The organism is Pseudomonas sp. REP124 (assembly GCF_020164475.1).
Taxonomy (GTDB): Bacteria; Pseudomonadota; Gammaproteobacteria; order Pseudomonadales; family Pseudomonadaceae; genus Aquipseudomonas.
This window is the reverse complement of record NZ_JAIQWX010000023.1, coordinates 1-21,701: the sequence shown is the minus strand read 5'-3', so window position 1 is coordinate 21,701 and position 21,701 is coordinate 1. Positions and strand designations below refer to the sequence as shown.

Here is a 21,701-nt window from a genome sequence, read left to right as displayed (position 1 = left end):
CTCTGCCGGAAGGGGGCCTGCAGAGTAGCGGGTTTTTGCCGATCAGGTGTGCACCAGGGCGATGGTGAACGAGACCACGATCATGCAGGCGAAAGCGAAATTGAGATTCATGGCGACTCCATCCAGTACATTTTTGATGGCGCCATTTTGAACAGCGGCAGGGCAAATAAAAAATTCCGCTTCTTGATTTGAAAGATCGAAAGAAATGATACCTGGCACGCCTTTGCGCGAAGGACGGTTTGTGTTTGCCCAAGGCTTTGGCTAATCTCGCACGAACACGCAATTTCATGCATAAACGGGCGAAAACATGCACGAGCAGCATTCTCCGGCAGAGCTTCCTCATCTGCGCCGACAGAAAATCCTCCTGATCCTCGAACGCGACGGCAAGGTCATGGCTTCGGAGTTGAGCCAGCATTTCGCCGTGTCCGAAGACACCATTCGCCGCGATCTGGCCGAACTTGACGCCTCCGGCCTGGTGCAGCGGGTGCACGGCGGGGCACTGCCGCGGCCCAAGGACACCGGCAAGGACTACTTCACCCGTGTCAGCGAAACCGACGAGGTGAAGGCCCGGTTGGCGCAATTGGCCGCCAGTTGGGTGGAGAACGGCCAGACCGTGATGTTCGACTCCGGCTCCACGACCTTGCAGATCGCGCGCTCGTTGCCGGCGGATATTTGCTTTACCGCGGTCACGGCATCGCCCATGACGGCGATCACGTTGTCCGAGTACAAGGGGGTGAAAGTGATTCTGGCGGGCGGTCAGGTCAATCCGGCGACGATGTCGGCCGGCGGCCATGAAACCCTGCGTTTGCTTGAAGGGATCAAAGCCGACCTGTTGTTCACCGGGGTTTGCGCGATCCATCCGCAAGTGGGCATCAGCTCCCTGCATTTTGATGAAGTGCCGGTGAAACAGGCGATGCTCGACAGCGCGGCCCGGGTGATTGCGGTGACCACGGCGGACAAGCTGGGGGCGGTTGAGCCGTTTGTGGTTGCGCCTTGCACGCGATTGCATGCGCTGATCACCGAGCGGCAGGTGGCGTCGGGCAATGTCGAGGATTACCGGGCGTTGGGGATTGAGGTGGTGCAGGTCGATACCTGATGTTTGCGCTGAATGTGCGGGCCTCATCGCGAGCAGGCTCGCTCCCACAGTGGATCGGGGTCACCACGGATATTGAGCCCGTCACACATCCCCTGTGGGAGCGGGCTTGCTCGCGAAGGCGTCGGCACAGTCGACATCTGTGGTGCCTGACACTGCGTTTTCGCGAGCAAGCCCGCTCCCACAGTGGTTCCGTGTTGCGACCCCATTTTGAGCACACCCCAATCCCCCATGTGGGAGCGGGCTTGCTCGCGAAGGCGTCGACACAGTCGACATCTGTGGTGCCTGACACACCGCTTTCGCGAGCAAGCCCGCTCCCACAGTGATTTTGTGTTGTGACCCAATTTTCAGTACACCCCCGCCCCCTGTGGGAGCGAGCCTGCTCGCGATTGCTAGTTGCCCCGCCGCCAAACCTTGATGTAATCCACACTAAAGGTCGACGGCAGATCCGCATCATCGACCACCCCAAACCAGTCCCACATCGCCTCGCTGTCAAAAACGATCTGCATCGGAAAGAAGAAGTGGCTGTTCTTCGCCTCCCTCACCAGCACGCCATCGACATACCAGCGCAAGGTATCGCGCTGCCAGTCCAGCCCATACACATGAAAATCCTCGGCAAAGCGCCACGGGCTGATCCAGGTGCTGCCTTCGGCCAGGTGAGCGGTGCTGGTCGGGGTGGCCCAGACGTGGGCGTTCATGTTGTACATGCGGTCGAATTTGGCGTCTTTGGTCTTGCCGCCGATTTCGAAGATGTCGATCTCCGTGGCGTTGTCCGCAAGCCCGGTCCAGGCCAGCCAGAACGCACTTGAGCCTGCCGAGTTCATCGGCTTGGCTCGCGCCTCGTAGTAGCCGTAGTCGCCACGTTCAATGGTCCGCACCATGGCGCTGCTGTAGTCCTTGTAGCCAAGACGCACATACTTCTCGGGCAACGTCTGCTTGCGGAAGACGATGTTCAGATACCCATCACTGACCGTGGCGTTCTCGGGAAGGAACAGCGCCGGTTTGCGCCCCAGCGAATCGGTGCCGGTGGCGTTGTTGACGTGCCAGCGCTCGGGGTCGAGGGTGTTGCCGTTGAAGTCGTCGGTGAAGCGCGGGTCCGGCCGCCACTGGCCAACATTGGCCTGATCGGACAGCGGCAGGTTGGGGTTGGTCCGCTGCGGCAGCGGGCCGAGGGGGCCGATGCGGGTCCAGGCATTGGTTTGCTGCGGGGCGGCAACCTTCCACTTTTGCGTCAGATACTCGAACACAGCCTGACGCTCGGCCTGAGTGGCCAGCGGTCGGTCGTACACCAGCACTTCGGCGATGTCGCCACGCAGAATTTCCGAGGTCCCCACCACATTGCGCCCGACCGCGAGCGGGCCGATAGGCACGTCGCCGGATTCCAGGAAAGCCAGGGCGGGTTCATAGGCGGTGGTCTGTTGCACGCTGAGGCCGAAATTCGGCGCCACGTTATCGTTGTCGGCCAACTGCGGGCGCGAGCTGATCAGGCGTTGCCAGGCCTTGCCGCCGGCCTGCTCGGGCAATCGCCGGGAAACCACAAAGACCGTGACCGGCCCTCTCGTGGTTCGTAGCGCATTGGCACTGAACGCTGCCGTGCCACTCAAGCGCACCACGCCGTGGCCGTTGAGGGCATTGCTGACGTACGCGGGCAACGCGCTGGCCGCGACATTGTCCGCGTTGACGTCATTGCCGCGACCGGACTTGTCCTGCCAGCGCGTCACACGCCCCTGTTCATTACGGCTGACGTTCGAAGCATCGGCGGCGTCGAGCCACATCACCAAGCCCTCGGTGGGTGGCTGCGAGGGTGCGGCGGATGCTTCGAACACGGTGCTGATCAACAACAGACCCAGTAGACATTCCCTGATCATGGGCAGGCTCCATTCATTTCATAGCCATGGCTATCGGCATGGGTGGGCGGGAGTGATAACCGAAGGGATTGGCCGACTGCCAACGCCAGGTGTCGGCGATCATCTGTTCCAGATTGCGCTGCGCGTGCCAGCCCAGATCGCGTTCGGCCTTGCTGGGGTCGGCCCAGCACTGGGCGATGTCCCCGGCACGGCGCGGGGCGAAGTGGTAGGGGATCTTGATCCCGGTCACGTCTTCGAAACTGTGGATGATCTGCAACACGCTGTAGCCGGTGCCGGTGCCCAGGTTCCAGATGTTCACGCCCGGGCTGTAATGCAGCATCTGCAAGGCTTTCAGGTGCCCTTCGGCCAGATCAACCACGTGGATGTAATCGCGCACGCAGGTGCCATCGACCGTGGGGTAGTCGTTGCCGAACACGGTCAGTTCGGGAATCCGCCCGATGGCGACCTGGGTCAGGCAGGGTAAAAGATTGTTCGGCCGACCGTGAGGGTCTTCGCCGATCAGCCCGCTTTCGTGGGCGCCGATAGGGTTGAAATAACGCAGCAGCGCGATGCTCCAGCGCGGTTCTGACAGCGCCAGGTCCTGCAGCAGCTCTTCGATCATCAGCTTGCTGCGCCCGTAGGGATTGACCGGATTGCCGGTGCCCAGGTCCTCGGCAATCGGGATTTGTGCAGGGTCGCCGTAGACGGTGGCCGACGAGCTGAACACCAGCTTGAACACCCGCGCCCGGGCCATGGCCTGGCACAGGTTTAGGGTGCCGGCGACGTTGTTGGCGTAATACTCCAGCGGTTTGCGCACGCTTTCGGCCACGGATTTGAGGCTGGAGAAATGCATCACCGCATCGATGTCGTAGGTGTCGAAAATCTCGTCGAGCAGCAGGCTGTCACGCACGTCGCCCTCGATGAAATCGACATGGCTATGGGTCAGTTGCTCAAGCCGGTGGATCGATTCCCGACAGCTGTTGCACAGGTTGTCGAGCACCACCACCGAGTGGCCGGCGTCCATCAGGGTCAGTACGGTGTGGGAGCCGATGTAACCGGCCCCGCCAGTGATCAGCGTGGTTTTGCGCATGATGGGCGTCCTGTCACAGAGAGATTGCGGGGAAATGGGTTCAGCGGGTGGTGAAGACCGACTTGAATTCCTGGGGCCAGCGCGGGTGCAGCAGGCTGTAAGCGAGCGCGTAGGTCAGCGCGCCGACGCCGATGCTGCAGGCCAGATGAACAAAACCGTGCACCTGCAAGCGCGGCATCAGCCACAGCACCAGCACGGTCATCACCAGCGCGGCCGTGACACTGCGGTAGCTGGAGGCAAAAAACGCGTGCCAGTCATAACCGATGGCGGTTTTCAGCCCGCGAATCTGCAGCGGCGTGACGATCACCATCCGCAGCAGCAAGGCGAGGGCGCCGGCCATGGCGCCGTACAGCGGGCCCAGAAAATAGACCAGCGCCAGCGCCAGCAACGTCGTGCCCACTTCCGCCTTGAGGGTCAGGTGCGTGCGGTTGACCGCCACCAGCGCGGTGGTGGCGTACATTGCGGTGTTGCCGATGGCGGCGGTGCAGGCCAGCACCTGCAGCAGGGGGATCGCATCCGCCCACTTGGTGCCGAAGATCAGCAGGATGATGTCGCTGGCGGTGACGGCGATGCCAATGAAGATGGGTGTAAGCAGAAAGCCGCTGACCGCCGTCGAGTCGCAGATGAAGCCGATCAGTCGCGCAGGTTCCGCGTGGCGCCTGGCGAACGCCGGCAGGGCGTAGCTCATCAGGCCGTTGTAGAACGCTGTGCGCGGCAGGTCGATGATGCGCATCGCCAGGTTAAACATGCCGACGGCGTGGGTGCCGGCGGTGATGCCCAGCACCACGTTGACCCCGCGCTGCAGGGTCTGTGAACTCAGGGTGTTGACCGCCACCGGCAGGCCGGTCTTGAGCAGATCCCGCAGAAACGGACCGTCGATGACCATCGGCATCCGGCGCCGGTCGCCGTTCATCAACACCACGATCGACACGAACTCCATGACCAGCGCCTGGGCAATGACCGCCCAGGCGCCAAATCCCCAGAAGGCGACGGCGATGCCGGCAACACCGCCAAAAATCTTGCCCAGCAGTGTGCGTGAAGCGAGCATTTTGAAGTTGCTGCTGCGGCGCATCTCTGCGACGTATACCCGCGCCATCATGGTGAACAGAATCTTCACCGAGGCGACGGCAGTCATCCATTGCAGATTGGCAGAATCGAGCCAGAGCACTGCCACGCCGCTGATGATCGCGATCGACGCAAGGCTGGCCAGCACCGCCGCCCAGAACGCCGTGGCGATGCGCCGCTCATCGAGGCGTTCGAGGCGCACCAGCGGGTCTTCCAGCACCGAGGAGAAGAGGATGCCGATCACCTCGACGATGGCGATGATCACCGTGCCCACGCCCAGTTCTTCCGGCGACAGCAGCCGGGCATAGATGACGAAGGTGATCATCGACAGGAAGATCAGGCCGAATTTCTCGGTGAAGATCCAGGTCAGGGTGACGAGACGTTGATTGGCCATAGGGTTGAGCCCGGCGGAACGTTCAGGAGCACGGTTTCAGGAGCCGCCGCTTCAGGAATGCTTGAGCAGCGTTCTGAAGCGCGCATAGAGGTAGCGCAGGGTCGGCTTGCCGTTGAATAAAATCAGCGTCTGCCAGGAGTGGCCGAGCATCTGCCCGAACACCTTGATCACCTGGGCGTGATCGCCGCTGCGGGAAAACGCGTTGAGGAATTCGGCGTGGTTGGCCAGCACGAAATAAATGCGCTGTTGCCGGGTCAAGCGTTCGCCATAGCGCGCCAGGTACAGCTCGATGAAACGGACTTTGTACGGGTAGTACTTCTGCGGTTGCGCGGTGATGTTGCCGCTGTCGACGTTACGCCGATGCAGGATCTGCGGCACGGTGTGGATCTCCCAGCTCTCGGCGATCCGCGTCCACAGCAGGCGGTCCTCGGCAAATCGCAGGGACTGATCGAAACCGTCCAGGGCGCAGACCGCTTCGCGCAACACCAGCACGCCGGAGGTGCCGTTGATCACGTTTTCGCGCATGAAGTCGGCGAAGTGATTGCCGCTTTTGCGACGTTCTTCCAGCTGCTCGTGGCCGTCGCTGAACACGCTCTTTTGATAGCAGTCGATCAGCCCCACGGAACGCCCCTCGGCGGTCAGTCGATCGTAGAGCGCCAACTGCTTTTCAAGCTTCTGCGGATGCCACTCGTCATCGGCATCGAGGAAGGCGATGAAGGTTTCCCGGGCGGCAAACACGCCCTTGTTGCGCGCGCAGCCGGGGCCCTGATTGGCCTGCTGCAACAGGGTCAGCGGGAAAGGCGCGGCAAAGTCCCGGACCCGTTGCGCGCAGTCGTCGCTTGAGCCGTCATCGACCACGATCACCCGATCGGGCTGGCGAGTCTGTTGGGTCAGGGACGCCAGGGTCTTTTCGATGGTGCGGGCGGCGTTGTACATCGGAATGACCACGCACACCGAAGCGGGAGCCGCAGGCTTGCTACTCAACATGGGCTTTTCTCCTTGGGCACGACCCGGGCGGTCGCGCCGTTGAACACGTTCTGTTGCGCTGCACGGGCCTCAACCCGCCGACTGGCAACGCCGACACGCGCGTGGTGATGGCGGAAGGACAGGGCCAGGATGCAAAACACCAGGAATTCGGCGGAGCGGTAGTTCGGAATCACGTAGGCCACGTAGTTGGTGACGATGAACAAGCCGATGATCACCAGCGCGCTGGCCCGGTACTGCGCCGACTGGTCTGCGGTCACCGCGCGGTACTGCTTGACCAGCGCTTCGGCCAGCATCAGCCCCAGCGCGATCAACTGCAGCATGCCGCCGTTGAGCAGGGTTTCCATGTAGCCGCTGTGGGCATTGCCGATGTAGCCCCAGCGCGAGATGAACGCATCGGCATCGGGGCTTGACCAGAAGGCACCGAAGCCATAGCCCCTGAGCGCCTGGGCATCGATGAAGGGCGCCAGCAGCTCCCAGATCTGCATGCGGTCGGTAAGCGTCGGGTCACGCCCGAGCATCTCCAGCAGCATCGTGTAGTTGCCGTAGAGAAACGCGCAGATCAGCCCGTACAGCACCGTCGCAGCAAAAAACGCCAGCAGCGAACGGTTGATGCGCAGACGGATCATGGTCAGGAAATACCAGTAGCTCGCAGCACCCGCGCAAATCAGCGCAAGGCCCGTGGCGGACTGCGCGAGCCCGATGGCCACCAGCGAACAAAGGGCGCTGAACATCGCCCACGGATTGCGCCGGCGGATCATTGGCAGCAGCAACACGATGGCGATGGCGTTGATCCGCGCCCCGGCGTTTTTCTCCGGAAAGATCCCCTTGAACGCACCGTCGCGAATGCCGCCGGAAATGAAGGCGATGTCCGGCAGGATCAGCGCGCAAATCAGCCCGATGAACGCCGCCGCGCCGATGGTGCAGCCGAGCACGAAACTGATCTTTTCGATGCTGTAGTTGTAGGCGATGTAGCCGCCGAAAAACACCACGCTCATCAACGCGACAAAGCGCTTGAGGCTGAGCATCGGGTCGTGGGACCAACTGATCGATGCGGCGATGCACAACAAGAACAGCAGGAAAAACGCGTTCTGCCGGTAAAAGCATTTGCTGAGGAACACCTTGTGGCGGATGAAGAAAAACAGCGGCACCAGCAGGGTGATCAGACCGCAGACCTGATTGACCAGGTTACCTTCCAAGTCGCGCTGGGCATCGTCCAGGCTCGACGCACTGCCCAGGCTGGTGAAGAAGGCGATCACCTGCATGTAAAACAGCACGCCGAACAGCGCGAACAGATCGCGCAAGGTGGTGTAGCGCACGGGCAACGAGTTCATGGCGACGGACTCCCGAGCAAGGCGCTGAGGTAGGTCTGCACCGCCCGGCCATTCATGAAGCGGGCGGCGGCGTCGATGCGGATCTGGCGCCGGGTGTCGACTGGCGCACCAAGTTGATCACTGATGGCCAGGGCCAGCGCCGCCGGGTCATCTACCGGCACCAGCGGCGCGACGAGGCCATCCTGAAGAATGTCCTGCGGGCCGTGGGGGCAACGGGTCGCAACCACCGGCGTGCCCGTGGCCAGGGCTTCGACCAGCGCGTTGGGGCTGCCTTCGAAGCGCGACGACAGCACGAAGCAGTCCGCCGCCGCGACCTGGGCCATGGGGTCGGCGGTGTAGCCCGGCAGGTCGATCCGGTTTTCGACGGCCAGTGCCCGGGCCTGTTCGAGCAACTGCGCCCTGAGCGAGCCTTCACCGAAGATGATCAGGCGTGTCGAACGGTTTGGCAGCCGGGCAAAGGCCTCGATCAGGGTGTCAAAGCCTTTCTGCCCAGCTAGACGCCCGACGGCAACCACCACCGGCGTGGTCTTGTCCAGCAACCAGGGATGCTCCGCAGCGGCGGGCGGGCGGTGGTGAAAGTCATCGTCCAGCACCGGGTTGTCGGCAACGGTGACGTCCCGATCGCGGGCGATGGTGGTGTCCACCAGATCCTCGGCCACCCCTCGCGACACGCAGATCACCGGGTTGGGGATCAGCCGGTACAGCAGCGGCGCCACCTCGTAGGCCAGGCGCACCCGCAGCGACGGGTTGACGTGCTTGTCGTGGGAGAAGGCGTTGCGCTCGCTGACGTGCAGCCGCGACAAAGTGCCGGACAGCGCGGCGGCGGCAATCGCGATCACGTTGACGTGGGTGAGGGCTGCCAGTTGCGCATCGAAGCGGTTTTGTCGAAGAAAGCGCGCCAGGGCAGGTACGGCATTGGCACTGCGGCCGCTGTTCAACTCGACCTGCTTGACGCGCGGGTCCAGGCCCCGGGCATTCACGCCGCCACCGGTGAGCATCAACAGCGTCACGTCGTTGCCGGCATCGACCAGGGCACCGGCCAGACGCGCCATCATCTTCTCGGCACCGCCGGCGCTGAGGTCGTGCAGGATGATCAGCAGCTTCTTCATTGGTTCCATACCTGGTAGTAGGCTGCGGCGGCCTGACGACTGCCGTACTGTTTGACCGCTTCCTCGGCGACGCGGCCGGTGGGCAGGGCGGCAGGGTCGGCGCTCAGGCTTTGCAGCAGGCCTTCGGCGAGTGCGGGCACGTCATTGACCTTCACCAGGCGCCCGAGCCGGCCATGGTCGAGCAACTCCCGAGGGCCGGGGCCGCAATCGCAGGCCAGGGTCGGCGTTCCCAGGGCCAGGGCTTCGATCAATACCGTGGGCAAGCCTTCGTGGAAGGAGCTGAGGATCAGCAGCCGTGCATGGCGGATCAGCGGGTAGGGATTGCTCAGGAAACCGGTGAAGTACACGCGTTCGGCAATGCCCAGGCGGTGCGCCTGTTCGATCAGCGCCTGACGCTCCGGGCCGTCCCCGGCAATCACCAGATCCGGCAACGGCTGCGTGCCGGTCAACGCCATCGCGTAGGCATCGAGCAGCAGATGAAAGCCCTTGGGCTGCACCAACCGGCCCACGCCCAGCCAGTAGCTGGCGGGTATGCCTTCGGGCAAGGGGGCCTGCGCGGCACTGAGCATGGATTCGGTGACCACGGCGTTGGGGCAGTAGCTGATGCGCTGACGACCCCAGGGCATCAGCTCCGCCAGACCTTGGCGCAGACCATTGGAGACAGCGACCACCTTGCCGCTGCCGCACAGGTACAAGGCATAGAGCAGACGCAGGCTGGTGGGCCCGGTTTTCTGTTCCGCGCAATCGAGGGCGGCGTGACGCGCGTAGATCACCCGGCAGGAAGTGTTCAGCGTCGCAAACCAGGTGCAGATATTGGCCTGCTCCTTGGCGGCGATCAGGTGGGTCACGCCTTCGCTGCGAATGATCCGGCGGAGCATGAGGATGGACTTGAACAGCCCTGTGAGGCCTTCGCCCGCGCCGCGGAAAAACGTCGCGCCTTCCTGCTCCGGTGTATCACCGTTCATGACAAAGAAGCCGACCTGCCGACCTTCACGCAGAAATTGCCCGGCCAGCCGCTGCTGCACGCCTTCGACGCCACCGCCGGGCGTGAAGTCCTTGAGGATGAACAGGATCTTCATGTTCGCTTCCCGGCCTTCGGGGCGCAGCAGGTCGACGGCCACTTTGCGTCGGGCGATCAGCGCCCACAGCCGGACAAAGTTGCTGGGGTAGTTGAACAGGTAGCGCCGGATCGTGTGCGGCTCGCGGTACATGCGGTAGAACGCGCGCAGGTGCAGGCGGTTGATGATCTCGGGGTAGTAGTTGAGCGTGGCGGTGGCTTCCTGGCGGATGAAGCCGCCGCAGGTGAAGGCGACGCCGGTGTAGCCCAGGCTCAGGGCCTGTTCGACGAACTGTTCCTGCAAGCCGGCGCCGAGCCCTGTGATCAGGATGTCCGTGGCGTTGTCGCGAATGTCGGCCTGAATCTCGAGCGCCTGGGCCGCATCGAAGTAACCGTTGTGACTGCCGGCGATTCTCAGGTGCGGATATCGACCGCGAATCTTGTGCAGGAACAGGTCCAGTTCCACCTGCCGCGCGCCGACGAAGAACACCCGCAGGCCTTTCTGTTCGGCGCTGCGCAACACGGGATCGGCGATGGAGGTGAAGTCGAAACTGACCCGCTCCACACTCTGGCCGGTCATGCGCGACATGAAGGTCGAGAGCAGCATGCCATCGCAGAAATAGTTGATACGGCTGTCGTCAGCGCGATCCAGCAGGCTGCCGATGGAGGCAAAGTTGATGAAGGAAAAAGCCTTGTTGCTTTTAAGCAGATCGGGGGTGAAATGCTCGACGAGTTTGAGCCTGATCATTGCCGGATTCCTTCATCAAAGTGTCTGTCTGCCCACGGAGTAGTAGGTGAAGCCACGATGTTTCAGGCGCTGGGGGTCATACAGGTTGCGCCCGTCGAAAATCACCGGCTGCGCCAGGCGTTCGCCCAGCAGGTCGAAATCCGGCGCGCGGAACGACTGCCATTCGGTGGCGATGATCAGCGCGTCGGCGTTTTTCAGCGCCGCTTCCTTGGTGCCGGTCAGCAACAGGTCATCGCGCGAACCGTAGATGCGCTGGGCTTCTTCCATGGCCTTGGGATCAAACGCCTGAACGCTCGCGCCGGCCTTCCACAGGGCTTCCATCAGCACCCGGCTGGGGGCTTCGCGCATGTCGTCGGTATTGGGCTTGAAGCTCAGGCCCCAAAGGGCGAAGGTCTTGCCCCGCAGTGCGCCGTTGAAGTGGTCGAAGATCTTGCTGAACAGCGTGGTTTTCTGTTCGTTGTTGCGTGCCTCGACCGCCTTGAGTACCCGGGCGTCATAGTCGACGCCGTTGGCGATGCGGATCAGCGCCTGCACATCCTTGGGAAAGCACGAGCCGCCATAGCCCAGCCCCGGGTAGATGAACTGGTAGCCGATGCGCGGATCGGAGCCGATGCCGTGGCGTACCATCTCGATGTCGGCACCGAGTTTTTCCGCAAGGTTGGCCATCTCGTTCATGAAACTGATCTTGGTCGCCAGCATGCAGTTGGCGGCGTACTTGGTCAGTTCGGCGCTGCGCGCATCCATGACCACAATTTTTTCCCGGTTACGATTGAACGGCTCGTACAGCTCGCGCATCACGGCCTCGGCCTCGGGGCTGTCGGTGCCGATGATGATGCGGTCCGGGCGCAGGCAGTCGTCGACCGCGCAGCCTTCCTTGAGAAATTCCGGATTGGAGACCACATCGAAGGTCAGATCCGTGCGCCCGGTATCGGCCAGCACCTGGCTGACGTGCGCGCGCACCCGGTCGGCGGTACCGACCGGCACGGTGGATTTGTCGACGATGATCTGGTGGCCCCGCATGTGCCGGGCGATGGTGTCCGCCACGCTCAGCACGTATTGCAGGTCGGCCGAGCCGTCCTCGTCCGGCGGCGTGCCGACCGCGATCAACTGCAACTGGGCATGGTGTACGGCCGCTTCAAGGTCGGTGTCGAATTGCAGGCGTCCGCTCTGGTAGTTCTCCCGTACCAGGCTTCTCAGGCCCGGCTCATATAGCGGCAGCGTGCCGTCCTTGAGGGCCTGCACTTTGGCGGCGTCGACATCCACGCACAGCACGTTATGGCCGGCTTCCGCCAGCGCCGCCCCCTGCACCAGACCGACATAGCCAATACCGAATACGCTTACATTCATTGGAAACCCCCCGGGCAAAGTGCTCTTGATCCACGTCAGTAGATGTCTTTGGAAAACAGGGTGAAGGGCGTCTTGACCATGATCTTGATGTCCAGCCACAGCGACCATTGGTTGATGTAGTTGAGGTCCTGGGCGACGCGCATCTGCATTTTTTCCACGGTCTCGGTTTCGCCCCGATGCCCGGTGATCTGCGCCAGGCCCGTGATGCCGGGCTTGAGCCGGTGGCGGGCCATGTAGGCGCGGACCTTGCCGGTGTAATAGAGGTTGTGGGTGACGGCATGGGGGCGCGGGCCGACCAGGGCCATCTGGCCGAACAGCACGTTGAAGAGTTGCGGCAGTTCGTCGATGGAGGAACGGCGCAGGAAGCGCCCCAGCGGGGTCACGCGGTCATCGTCACGGGTGGCCTGGCGCACCTCTCGATCGTCGTGCACGCGCATCGAACGGAATTTCCACACCTGGATGATTTCGCCGTCATGGCCGTGGCGGTTCTGCTTGAACAGCACCGGGCCTTTCGAGGTGACCTTGACCGCAATCGCCACGCCGATCAGCAGTGGGCTCAAAATCAGCAGGGCCATGGCGGCCAGGCTGCGTTCGAGCAGGTCCTTGCAGAGCAGGCTGCCGGGGTGCGAGCTGATCAGGCTTTCGTTGAGGTAGATCGCCGGCATGCGCTCGATCTCGGAGATCGACTGGTTGAGCAGCACCATGCTGCCCAGGTCCGGGATCCACACCACGTCGACGTTCATGTCCAGCAGGTCGATGTAGAGGGCTTCGATGAGGTCGGCCTGGGCCATCGGCAGGACAATGTAGACCCGGCGCACGTCCATGTTGGAGATGATCTCGCGGATCTCGGCGACCCGGCCGAGCAGCGGCAGGACGCTGGGTGCCGGGCCTTGCAGATCTTCAGTGGCGATGAATCCCAGTACCCGCGCATGTTCCGGCTTGGTCAGTTTCCTGGCCAACTCGTCGGCGGTGGGGCAGGTGCCGATGATGATCGACCGACGCTGGTCGCACAGCTTGCGCGCATGCAATCGCGCCAGGCAGTGCAGCGGCACGAAACTCAAGGCCTGCACCACGAACCCCATGACTGCCCAGACGATGATCACCTGCCGGGAGAACCGCACGCTGGTCTGGGTGATGAAGGCGATGGCCATCAGCACCGCCAGCAGAATCAGCCAGCCGGCGAGCAAGCGCCCCAGGCCGTTCAGCAGGCCGTGACGTTTGTGATAGACCTGCATCGCACTGTAGATCGGCATCGACCCCAGCACGGTCAGGGTCATCAGCACGCGGTACTCGCTGGTCAGGCTGCCGACCCGCCAATACACCAGCAGCATCAGCAGCAGGTCGACCAGCGCCATCGCGCACAGCCACTGCCCCCAGAAGGTGAGCCCTCGGCGGTTCGCCATTTGATGGGTGATTTGTGGAGTCATGGCTCAATCTCTGAACAGTGGGGCGTGCGCCGGCAGCGAGGCTGGCGGCGGGGATCGGGTTGAGTGAGGTCATGCGGGTGTTGCAGTTGGGCACTTACCTGTGGTGAGGGGATTTATCCCCGTTCGGCTGCGCAGCAGTCGTAAATCCTGTCTATGCGGTTTTTCTGAAACACCGCAGTGGCAGGTTTTGGGGCCGCTTCGCAGCCCAACGGGGATAAATCCCCTCACCACAATGTCCCCATTGCCTTAACTGACTTGGGTGACCCCGATTCAGCGCGCAGCAAAGTCGTAATCGTTAAACGTCTGCGAGCTGTAGCCGTACTTGCGCGCCTTGCGCAGGTCGACCTGGTTGAGCACCACGCCGAACACCGGTGCGTGGCTTTGCTGAAGCATCGCCAGGTGCTTCTGTACCTGGCTCACCGGCGTGCTGTCGGCCTTGACCACGTAGATCACCGCGTCCGAATGCTGGGCCAGCAGCAACGCATCGCTGACCATTTCCGCCGGTGGCGAGTCGATGATGATGTGCCGGTAGCGGGTCTTGAGCACCTCGAGCATGCGCGCCAGGCGCGGCGAGCTGAGCAGGTCCTGCGGTGGCGGCTGGCGCAGCGGATCGCTCTGAGCCAGCGGCGATCTCAGGCGCGGTGAGCTGAACAGATCATCCGCAGGCGAGGCGAAATGCCCGGCGGTCAGCATGTCCAGATTGCCCACGGAGCGAATGCAGTCTTCCAGCCGCGCCGTGCCGGCAATCACGTTGGCCAGGCCGGGACTTTCCGGCGGGAAGTCGAAGTTCAGCGAGAGTGTAGGCTGGCGCATGTCGGCATCGATCAGCAGCACCCGTTCGAGCGAGGTGAGCGAGCTGGCGAGGTTGTTGGCGATGGTGCTCTTGCCTTCCTCGGGGACGGTGGAGGTCACCAGCACCACCTGCGAAGGCGTTTCGCTTTCCTGCAGCATCAGCCAGGTGCGCAGATTGCGGATGGTTTCGGAAAAGCGCGGGTTGTCGTTGTCGTCGAACAGCCGCGCCAGTTGCCGCCGACTCTTCTTCGCCACCAGCGGTACCACGCTGAGCAGCGGAATGTTGAGGGTGCTTTCGATGGTGTCGTCGGTCTTGAACGTGTTGTTCAGGGCGTCGAACAGGAAGGCCAGGGCCACGCCGATCACCGCGGCGAGCAGGGCGACAATCGCCACGATCAGGGTTTTGCGCGGCTTGCTGGCTTCGGTCGGCGCGATGGCGGGGTCGACGATCCGTGCCTTGGTCGAGTCCATGTCCGAGGTGGCGGCGGTTTCCTTGAGCCGGGTGATGACGGTTTCATACAGCGCGCGACTGGTGTCGACTTCCCGTTGATATTCGCGCAGCTGGAATTCCTTGCGCGAAATGTCCTGGATCTGCGCCTTGTTGGTGTTGAAGGATTTGCGCAAGGCGTCTTCGCTGGCCGCCGCCAGCTGGTATTGATGCTCGATGCCGGCGATCACTTGCCGGACCTGGATGCGCAGGCTCTCAGTGGCAGTGCGCAGCTCCGAACGGGCGGAGATCAGCGAAGGGTGCTTGGGACCATAACGTCCCGACAGTTCCTCGACCTTGGCTTGCGCCTTGGCCAGTTCCGCCTGGAACTGTTGCACCAGCGGGTTGCTCAGCACGGCGGGCACACTGGAGAGCCGGCTCAGGTCGCCATTGCTCAGGCCCTGGACCTGACGGTACTGGCTTTCGGCTTCGGCGCGGTCGCGGCGGGCGTCGATCATGCGGTTGCCGGTCATTTGCAGTTCGTTGGCACTGATGGTCGAGACCCCGTCGACATCCACCAGACCCTGTTCTTCACGGTAAGCCTGAAGCTTGTCCTCGGCCTTGCGCAGGTTGTCGCGCAACTCCACCAGACGGGTGTTCATCCAGCTGGTGGTGGTCTGGGCAGATTTCTGGCTGGTGTCGAACTGGCTGTCGAGAAAACCCTGGGCCAGGGCGTTGGCGGCGGCCGCTGCCAGTTGCGGGTCAGGCAGTTCCACTTCGATTTCGATCAACTGACTCTTGCCGACGAACTTGACGCTGGTGCGGCGCATGAAGTCCTGGGTGACCAGATTGAACACGTCCGCTTCGCTGGGATTGGCCGGCACCGGCGTCAGGAACCCCAGCCCCGGCAACCACTGGCCTGCGTTGAGATCCGCCAGCCACTGGCGCGGCTTGAACCAGGATTGCGATTGCTGTCGCGGGTCCGTCAGCGGGTTGGTGGTCAGCTTGAGCGTTCGTACCGCGCGCTCCGCCAGGTCCCGCGACTGCAGGAGCGCCAGTTGGGTCTGCAGGTAGTCGGGCGTTGGCCCGCCCTTGTCGACCGTCTGCTGGAAATTCAGTGGCGGCGGGGCGGTGTCCTTGATCAGCAGGGTGGTGCTGCCGACGTACTGCGGGGTGATGCTCGACACCACCGCGACAGCCAGCGCGCTGCACAGCAGCACGAGCCAGCCGATGTTCCATTTGGCACGCCAGATCACTCTCCACAGTTTGAGCAGATCAATGGTGTCCTTTTCTTCAAGGTGGTGCTGCGCGGGGGCAAGCGCCTGAAGCGGACGTTCGACGTAGGTGCTAGGGCTGTTGTCCATGATTAGAAAAAGCCTTGTGCAATGGAAATGGTGTCACCGGGAGAAATCACGGTGCTGCGTGTGATGTCGTCAGTCAGGGTCTGGCCGCCGTCGCCGCGCACGATCGTCACCCGCTTGATCGAGGCGCGTTCGGTCAGGCCGCCACCCAGGGCGATGGCCTTGTCCAGGGTCAGCCCCGGCACGAAGGGATAGCTGCCGGGTTTCTGTACTTCGCCGTTGATATAGAAGGCGCGGTACTCGATCTGGCTGAGGCTGACTTTGGGATCGACCAGGTAACCCTGCTTGAGCCCGTCGGTGATGATCTTTTCGACCTGATTGGGGGTCAGGCCCTTGGCGGAAATTTCCCCCAGGAAGGGGTAGGAGAAGGTGCCGGCGTCGTTGAGGCGGATTCGTTTGAGACTCAGCTCCGGTTCGCCGAACACGGTGATGCGCAACACGTCACCGGCCGCCAGTTTGTACTGGGTGCCAGGATCGCCCGCATGGGCAACAGGGAGCAGGCACAGCATGAGCAAGAGGCCGGGTATGCGCATATTCATGATCGGAAATCTCCTCAGAGACTGATGTTGAAACTGATCTGGAACACGTTGCGTTTGTAGCTTTCGTCGTCGGCATCGGAGTCGTTGTCGCGGTAGCGATAACCCACTTCGATGTCCATCCAGCGGCGCATCTCGTAGATCACGCCCAGGTGGTATTCGCGCAGATCGTCGGTGCGGTCCTGACCCTCGTAGACGTTGCGTCCTGCACCGATTTCGGCGACTGAGGTGATGCGCTCGGTCCAGCCATGGCGCCAGCCGAGCTGAGTGAAGGTGGCCTTGACGGCATCCGAGCCGTCGTCACCTTCGGCCATGGCCTGGCGGGCCAGGAAGGTGAAGGTCGAATAGGTGCGTGGTTTCCATTGCAGATCGACTTGCCAGGTCGGGTTGTCCAGGTCCTTCGATTCGCTGTCATCGAAGTTCTTGCGTTCGTAACCGACCCGGACCTTGCCCTTGGTGCGGGCGGTGAAGTCCCACTCGGCGCCGCCCAGCAGGGCATCGGACTTGCTGCTGCGCGGGTTACCCGATTGCACGTAGTCGAAGATCTTGTGGTCGTACTCCAGCAAACCGCGGGTGTTGCTGCCGATGCGGTGGTACCAGGTGCTGGTCAGTGCGGTGGTGTTGCGTTCCTTGTCGTCATTGATCCCCCCGGAATTGTCGTAGCGCAGCTGTGCGTAGTTGGCGCCGAACTCCAGCTGGTTGTCGGCACTGCGCGCGCCGTAGGTGTAGAGCCCGTTGACCTGACTGTTCTGGATCTTGTCGTTGACGCCATCCACCGCGGTGTCGGTGGTGCGCTCGTACTTGCGCCATTCACCTTCGAGTTTCAAGCGGTGCCGGTCGGTGAACTCCATGATGCTCGCCAGTTGCACGCGCTGGGCGGTGTAGGAGGCGTCCGGTTCGTCATGGTAGATGTTGCGGCTCGGTTGCCAGATCAGGCGGGTGGCGCTGTTGCGATCTTCGGCCTTGAGCTCGAAGGTGGGCATGATGCGCGTGACCATGGACGACTGCACATTGTGCTCAAGTTCGCGGAAGTTATCGTCGTAACTTTCCGAGATGAACAGTATCGGCGTGAAGTTGAAGCCATAGATGTCTATGTTCTGAGGATCGAGGCACCAGGCATATCCCGGGTATAGCGTGGCCATAATAAGCGTGAAGTGATTAAAGGGCTTTATGACCATGTCATTGCTCCCGAAAAAGGGGTGCCAAGGCGCGATAACCGTCGCTGCGAGGGGGACTGGTTATATGGATATAAGAATGGGTTTTGATGCCTTCGGTGACCTACGGATACATGCTTAGTGTGCTGGCATTTTTATTGTTATTTTGTGGTTCCAGATCGCTGAGGGGAACAGTGATGCACTGTTGCCGATTCAGGAACTGAAGTAACAACATGACTCGCTCGTCTCCCATCATCGACAAAAAGACACCTTCCAGAGGCGACAGGGGCCCCCGAGTTATTTGCAGTGTCTGGCCGGGTTGAAGTTCGGTGGTATCGCACGATTCGGTTGCCAGGCAGCGCATTCGCAGATGTTCGATCACATCATTGGCGACTACGGCAGGGCCCCGATTGAACTCGACGAATCGGCTGACTCCGCGGGTGGAACGGATGGGCGCCCAGTTGTCATCCTGGCTCAAACGGATGAACAGGTAGCCTGGAAACAGCGATTCGCAGACCTTTTGCGGTTTGCCGCGAACCAGGCGATCGATGGTGAGTTGCGGTCGGAAACTATCGTAGTTCTGTCGCAACAGGTTGATTTGTGCCCGGTCGTCCTGACGCGGTTTGCACTGGAGCAGGTACCAACTAGAGCCATCGGTGCTGTTAGTCAGCGTGCTATTAATCAGCATGCTTGCAAACTCCGTACTTAGCGAAAGTTGAGCGCCGTTACCCGTTCTGGGCGGACAGACGCATTCAGGCTTGCTAGGCAGTGGTGGAGGCAGAGAACCCGGCGTGATTATTTTTATAGGCGAAAGTGTGTATCAATAATGAAGCACTTTACGCTCGGGTCTTGATCGGGATGCTTATGGTCGCAAGATGGATAAGTATATGCCGATCGTTTTGCAGGAGTGATACGCCCAATATCCAGGCAAATGAACTTGAGTGTTCATCGACGTATTTGTCCAGGTCAAAGCTACCGCACGGTCCGTGTATCCGGGCCCTTAAGTCGATAGCTACATTAGTGTTTCCCTTGGATCGGCGAACGCCGAGTAGTGCTCCGATGTGAGCCTGTTTTTGCCAGGCCGGTCACAGTTATGTGCCAGACAGAGCGACCTGTCAAACATTGCCTGTCAAAATGAATACCTTTTATCCAGAAGTTTTTTTGCTGTCTGGCAAGCGATTGTTTTGAAGGATGAAATTTTTTTCATCGAATAAATTAAACTTTTCAAGCGTTCTGAAGTCGCGCCCTTAGTATCACAAGGCAAGTGGCGTCAATATGTCGTCACTGTATATTCATCCCGATGTAATTAACATGCAATGTCATTAACTTAAAGGATAAATGGATCTGGCCCTGTTGCATACACGGGTCTATAAGTTAACGCCACACCCCTCATCCAGGGTTTTTGGCTGACCGACGGAGCAAACTATGAAGACCATCGCTCGACCTATCCGGATCACCGTTGTCGCGAGTGCGCCGGGGGTGGGCTCGTGACCGTTCTGGTCACCGGCGCTGCCGGTTTCATCGGTTTTCATACAGCCAAACGTCTATGCGAGGACGGCCATCAAGTGGTCGGCATCGACAACCTCAACGACTACTACGATCCCGCACTCAAGCGCGCCCGACTCGAAGAGCTGGCGTCGGTACCGGGTTTTCGCTTCGAGCAGATGGACATCGTCGAAAAACCGGCGCTGATGGCGCTGTTCGCCGGGCAGCGCTTCAGCGAAGTGGTACATCTGGCAGCCCAGGCCGGTGTGCGCTATTCGCTGGACAGTCCCGACGTGTACGGGCAGTCGAATCTGGTGGGTTTCCTCAATGTGCTCGAAGCCTGTCGCCACCATCGGCCCGAGCATCTGATCTATGCCTCGAGCAGTTCGGTGTACGGCGCCAACAGCAAACTGCCGTTCAGCGTCGAAGACCCCGTCGAACAACCGGTTTCCCTGTACGCCGCCACCAAGCGCGCCAACGAACTCTTGGCCCACAGCTACTGCCATCTGTACGGCATCAAAGCCAGCGGCCTGCGCTTCTTCACCGTGTACGGACCCTGGGGCCGGCCGGACATGGCGCTGTTCAAATTCACCGACGCGATGCTCAAGGGCCAGCCCATCGACATCTACAACCAGGGCGAGCTGGCGCGGGACTTCACTTACATCGACGACATCGTTGAAAGCATTGCGCGCTTGCGCACGCGTCCGCCCAAGGAATGTTGCAACCGATTGTTCAACATAGGCCGAGGGGAGCCTGTGGCGCTTATGGATTTTGTCGAGTGTCTGGAGAAGGCGCTGGGGGTGAAGGCGCAGCGCAATTATCTGCCGATGCAGGCGGGTGATGTGCTCAAGACCTGGGCAGACACCCGGGCGCTGCAGGAGCGGATCGACTTCAGACCGCAGGTGAGTGTCGAGGCGGGAGTGGGGCGGTTCGTTGAGTGGTATCGGGATTTCTACCAGTGTTGAAACCCGATAGCGTCTTTGTAGGAGCGAGGCTTGCCCGCGAAGAGGCCGGTACATATTGCATCGATGTCGACCGGGATGACGCCTTCGCGGGCAAGCCTCGCTCCTACAAAAGCAGGTTTCAGCGCAAGCGCTCGAGCATCTGGTAGTACCACATCCCCGCCGCCAGCATCGGATTACCCAACAAATCCCCCATCGGCACACGAATGTGCTGGCAGGCAGCGAAGGTGTCGAACTGCTGCAACTGCCCGGTGATCGCCCGGCCCATGATTTCGCCCATGATGTGGGTGGTGGCGATGCCGTGGCCGGAGTAGCCCTGGCAGTACCAGACGTTGTCCGACAGCTTGCCCAGTTGCGGGATGCGGTTGATGACGATGCCCATCGCGCAACTCCACTGGTAGTCGATCGCCACGCCCTTGAGCGCCGGGAAAGTGCGCTCGATGCACGGTCGCAGTTCGGCGGCGATGTCGCGTGAATCCTTGCCGCTGTAGTTGGCGCCTCCGCCGAACAGCAGGCGGCCGTCGGCGGTCAGACGGTAGTAGTCGAGCACGAAACGACAGTCGTACACCGCCAGATCTTCCGGGTTGATCTCCCTGGCCAGATCCCCCAACGTCGCGGTGGTGACGATACCGCCCATGGCCGGGAAGATCTTGCCCTTGAGCTGTCCGGGTTCGAGCTTGTGATAGACATCGCCCGCCAGCAGCACCTGATTGGCATCGATGCGACCGTGAGCGGTGCGCACCCCCGGCGTCGACCCGTGGATGATCTCCAGCACTTCGCTGTTCTCGAAAATCAGTGCCCCGAGACTTTCCGCCGCCCGCGCTTCACCGATGCACAGGTTCAGCGGGTGCAGGTGCATGTTGCGCATGTTCTTGATCGCGCCGTGATAGAGGTCGCTTTGCAGCAGGTCGCGCACCTGGCTGCGGTCGAGCAGGCTGACCTCGTCACCCATTCCACGGCGCACCGCCTCGTCGTAATCCTTGCGCAAACCGTCCATGTGGCTCGGCTTGTAGGCAGCGTGCAGATGCCCGTGTTTGAGGTCGCAGGCGATGCCGTATTTTTCCACCCGCTGCTTGATGATCTGGTGCCCGCGCCAGCGCAAATTCCAGATGAAATCATCGACCTCATCGCCGAGGGTGCGACGCATCTGTTTGCGCATCGCTTCATCGCCCGACAGGCTGCCGGTGACCTGGCCACCGTTGCGCCCGGTGGCGCCCCAGCCGATTTTGTGGCTTTCGACGATGGCGACTTTCAGGCCTTTTTCCGCAAGTTCCACAGCGGTGGCGACGCCGGTGAAACCGCCGCCGATGATCACCACGTCGACCCGGTGCTGGCCTTGCAGGGTGGGGTAGTCTGTGTCCTGGTTGAGGGTGGCGGTGTAGTAAGAGTTTGTGCGTTGAGTCATGACGGTATCCAGACAAAAAGAGGTAGTGAAACCGGTGAGGATCCCTGTGGGAGCGGGCTTGCTCGCGAAGGGGTCGTGTCAAGT

At 61.5% G+C, this 21,701-nt stretch carries 17 protein-coding genes; 2 read left to right on the top strand and 15 right to left on the bottom strand.

The features are described 5' to 3' along the window. Positions 1–42: 42 nt before the first annotated feature. The gene (locus K9857_RS08270; protein ID WP_175380105.1) at positions 43–219 is read right to left on the bottom strand and encodes a hypothetical protein; all 177 of its coding nucleotides are present in this window, start codon (positions 217–219) and stop codon (positions 43–45) included. Between the two features lie 88 nt (positions 220–307). On the opposite strand from K9857_RS08270, the gene K9857_RS08265 reads away from it, so the two are divergent. Then, entirely contained in the window at positions 308–1,096 is a 789-nt protein-coding gene (locus K9857_RS08265) for a DeoR/GlpR family DNA-binding transcription regulator (protein ID WP_224534721.1), read from the top strand. A 389-nt stretch (positions 1,097–1,485) separates the two neighbouring features. Here the strand turns inward: K9857_RS08265 and K9857_RS08260 are convergent, their stop codons facing one another. The 13 genes from K9857_RS08260 to rfaH all read right to left on the bottom strand — a co-directional run bounded on the left by K9857_RS08260 (position 1,486) and on the right by rfaH (position 18,453). Beyond that, a complete protein-coding gene (locus tag K9857_RS08260; protein WP_224534719.1) occupies positions 1,486–2,961 on the bottom strand; it encodes a family 16 glycosylhydrolase in 1,476 nt (491 codons plus the stop codon). A 13-nt stretch (positions 2,962–2,974) separates the two neighbouring features. Then, positions 2,975–4,030, bottom strand: a complete 1,056-nt coding sequence (gene galE / locus K9857_RS08255; RefSeq protein ID WP_224534718.1) for a UDP-glucose 4-epimerase GalE — start codon at positions 4,028–4,030, stop codon at positions 2,975–2,977. Positions 4,031–4,070: 40 nt separating this feature from the next. Next, complete coding sequence (locus tag K9857_RS08250; RefSeq protein WP_224534716.1) at positions 4,071–5,489, bottom strand: oligosaccharide flippase family protein; 1,419 nt, start codon at positions 5,487–5,489, stop codon at positions 4,071–4,073. Between the two features lie 51 nt (positions 5,490–5,540). Beyond that, positions 5,541–6,476: a glycosyltransferase family 2 protein gene (locus tag K9857_RS08245; protein ID WP_224534714.1), complete on the bottom strand. Its 936-nt coding sequence runs from the start codon at positions 6,474–6,476 to the stop codon at positions 5,541–5,543. Continuing rightward, entirely contained in the window at positions 6,470–7,807 is a 1,338-nt protein-coding gene (locus K9857_RS08240; protein WP_224534712.1) for an O-antigen ligase family protein, read from the bottom strand. Before K9857_RS08240 ends, K9857_RS08245 begins: the two co-directional genes overlap by 7 nt. Continuing rightward, positions 7,804–8,916, bottom strand: a complete 1,113-nt coding sequence (locus K9857_RS08235; RefSeq protein ID WP_224534710.1) for a glycosyltransferase — start codon at positions 8,914–8,916, stop codon at positions 7,804–7,806. Before K9857_RS08235 ends, K9857_RS08240 begins: the two co-directional genes overlap by 4 nt. After that, positions 8,913–10,721: a WecB/TagA/CpsF family glycosyltransferase gene (locus tag K9857_RS08230; RefSeq protein WP_224534708.1), complete on the bottom strand. Its 1,809-nt coding sequence runs from the start codon at positions 10,719–10,721 to the stop codon at positions 8,913–8,915. The genes K9857_RS08235 and K9857_RS08230 overlap by 4 nt, the downstream gene beginning before the upstream one ends. Before the next feature lie 15 nt (positions 10,722–10,736). After that, positions 10,737–12,068, bottom strand: coding sequence for a UDP-glucose dehydrogenase family protein (locus tag K9857_RS08225; RefSeq protein ID WP_224534705.1), 1,332 nt, complete (start codon positions 12,066–12,068; stop codon positions 10,737–10,739). Positions 12,069–12,103: 35 nt separating this feature from the next. Then, on the bottom strand, positions 12,104–13,495 hold the full coding sequence (locus K9857_RS08220) for an undecaprenyl-phosphate glucose phosphotransferase (RefSeq protein ID WP_224534704.1): 1,392 nt from the start codon (positions 13,493–13,495) through the stop codon (positions 12,104–12,106). Positions 13,496–13,765: 270 nt separating this feature from the next. Continuing rightward, positions 13,766–16,078, bottom strand: a complete 2,313-nt coding sequence (locus K9857_RS08215; protein WP_224534702.1) for a GumC family protein — start codon at positions 16,076–16,078, stop codon at positions 13,766–13,768. Between the two features lie 2 nt (positions 16,079–16,080). After that, positions 16,081–16,614 (bottom strand): polysaccharide biosynthesis/export family protein, encoded by a 534-nt coding sequence (locus tag K9857_RS08210; RefSeq protein WP_224534701.1) that lies wholly within the window; start codon positions 16,612–16,614, stop codon positions 16,081–16,083. Between the two features lie 14 nt (positions 16,615–16,628). After that, positions 16,629–17,753, bottom strand: a complete 1,125-nt coding sequence (locus K9857_RS08205) for an outer membrane beta-barrel protein (RefSeq protein WP_224534699.1) — start codon at positions 17,751–17,753, stop codon at positions 16,629–16,631. Between the two features lie 136 nt (positions 17,754–17,889). Continuing rightward, positions 17,890–18,453 (bottom strand): transcription/translation regulatory transformer protein RfaH, encoded by a 564-nt coding sequence (gene rfaH, locus K9857_RS08200; protein ID WP_224534696.1) that lies wholly within the window; start codon positions 18,451–18,453, stop codon positions 17,890–17,892. Between the two features lie 799 nt (positions 18,454–19,252). Between rfaH and K9857_RS08195 the strand changes: the two genes are divergently transcribed. Continuing rightward, positions 19,253–20,215 (top strand): NAD-dependent epimerase, encoded by a 963-nt coding sequence (locus K9857_RS08195; protein ID WP_224534694.1) that lies wholly within the window; start codon positions 19,253–19,255, stop codon positions 20,213–20,215. A gap of 118 nt (positions 20,216–20,333) precedes the next feature. Here the strand turns inward: K9857_RS08195 and K9857_RS08190 are convergent, their stop codons facing one another. Then, a complete protein-coding gene (locus K9857_RS08190; protein WP_224534691.1) occupies positions 20,334–21,617 on the bottom strand; it encodes an NAD(P)/FAD-dependent oxidoreductase in 1,284 nt (427 codons plus the stop codon). Between the last annotated feature and the right edge of the window lie 84 nt (positions 21,618–21,701).

Excerpts from the sequence above, each read along its gene's own strand:
- K9857_RS08265 (WP_224534721.1), top strand. The coding sequence starts at position 308 with ATGCACGAGCAGCATTCTCCGGCAGAGCTTCCTCATCTGCGCCGACAG.
- K9857_RS08260 (WP_224534719.1), bottom strand. The coding sequence starts at position 2,961 with ATGATCAGGGAATGTCTACTGGGTCTGTTGTTGATCAGCACCGTGTTC.
- galE (WP_224534718.1), bottom strand. The coding sequence starts at position 4,030 with ATGCGCAAAACCACGCTGATCACTGGCGGGGCCGGTTACATCGGCTCC.
- K9857_RS08250 (WP_224534716.1), bottom strand. The coding sequence starts at position 5,489 with ATGGCCAATCAACGTCTCGTCACCCTGACCTGGATCTTCACCGAGAAA.
- K9857_RS08245 (WP_224534714.1), bottom strand. The coding sequence starts at position 6,476 with ATGTTGAGTAGCAAGCCTGCGGCTCCCGCTTCGGTGTGCGTGGTCATT.
- K9857_RS08240 (WP_224534712.1), bottom strand. The coding sequence starts at position 7,807 with ATGAACTCGTTGCCCGTGCGCTACACCACCTTGCGCGATCTGTTCGCG.
- K9857_RS08235 (WP_224534710.1), bottom strand. The coding sequence starts at position 8,916 with ATGAAGAAGCTGCTGATCATCCTGCACGACCTCAGCGCCGGCGGTGCC.
- K9857_RS08230 (WP_224534708.1), bottom strand. The coding sequence starts at position 10,721 with ATGATCAGGCTCAAACTCGTCGAGCATTTCACCCCCGATCTGCTTAAA.
- K9857_RS08225 (WP_224534705.1), bottom strand. The coding sequence starts at position 12,068 with ATGAATGTAAGCGTATTCGGTATTGGCTATGTCGGTCTGGTGCAGGGG.
- K9857_RS08220 (WP_224534704.1), bottom strand. The coding sequence starts at position 13,495 with ATGACTCCACAAATCACCCATCAAATGGCGAACCGCCGAGGGCTCACC.
- K9857_RS08215 (WP_224534702.1), bottom strand. The coding sequence starts at position 16,078 with ATGGACAACAGCCCTAGCACCTACGTCGAACGTCCGCTTCAGGCGCTT.
- K9857_RS08210 (WP_224534701.1), bottom strand. The coding sequence starts at position 16,614 with ATGAATATGCGCATACCCGGCCTCTTGCTCATGCTGTGCCTGCTCCCT.
- K9857_RS08205 (WP_224534699.1), bottom strand. The coding sequence starts at position 17,753 with ATGGCCACGCTATACCCGGGATATGCCTGGTGCCTCGATCCTCAGAAC.
- rfaH (WP_224534696.1), bottom strand. The coding sequence starts at position 18,453 with ATGCTGATTAATAGCACGCTGACTAACAGCACCGATGGCTCTAGTTGG.
- K9857_RS08190 (WP_224534691.1), bottom strand. The coding sequence starts at position 21,617 with ATGACTCAACGCACAAACTCTTACTACACCGCCACCCTCAACCAGGAC.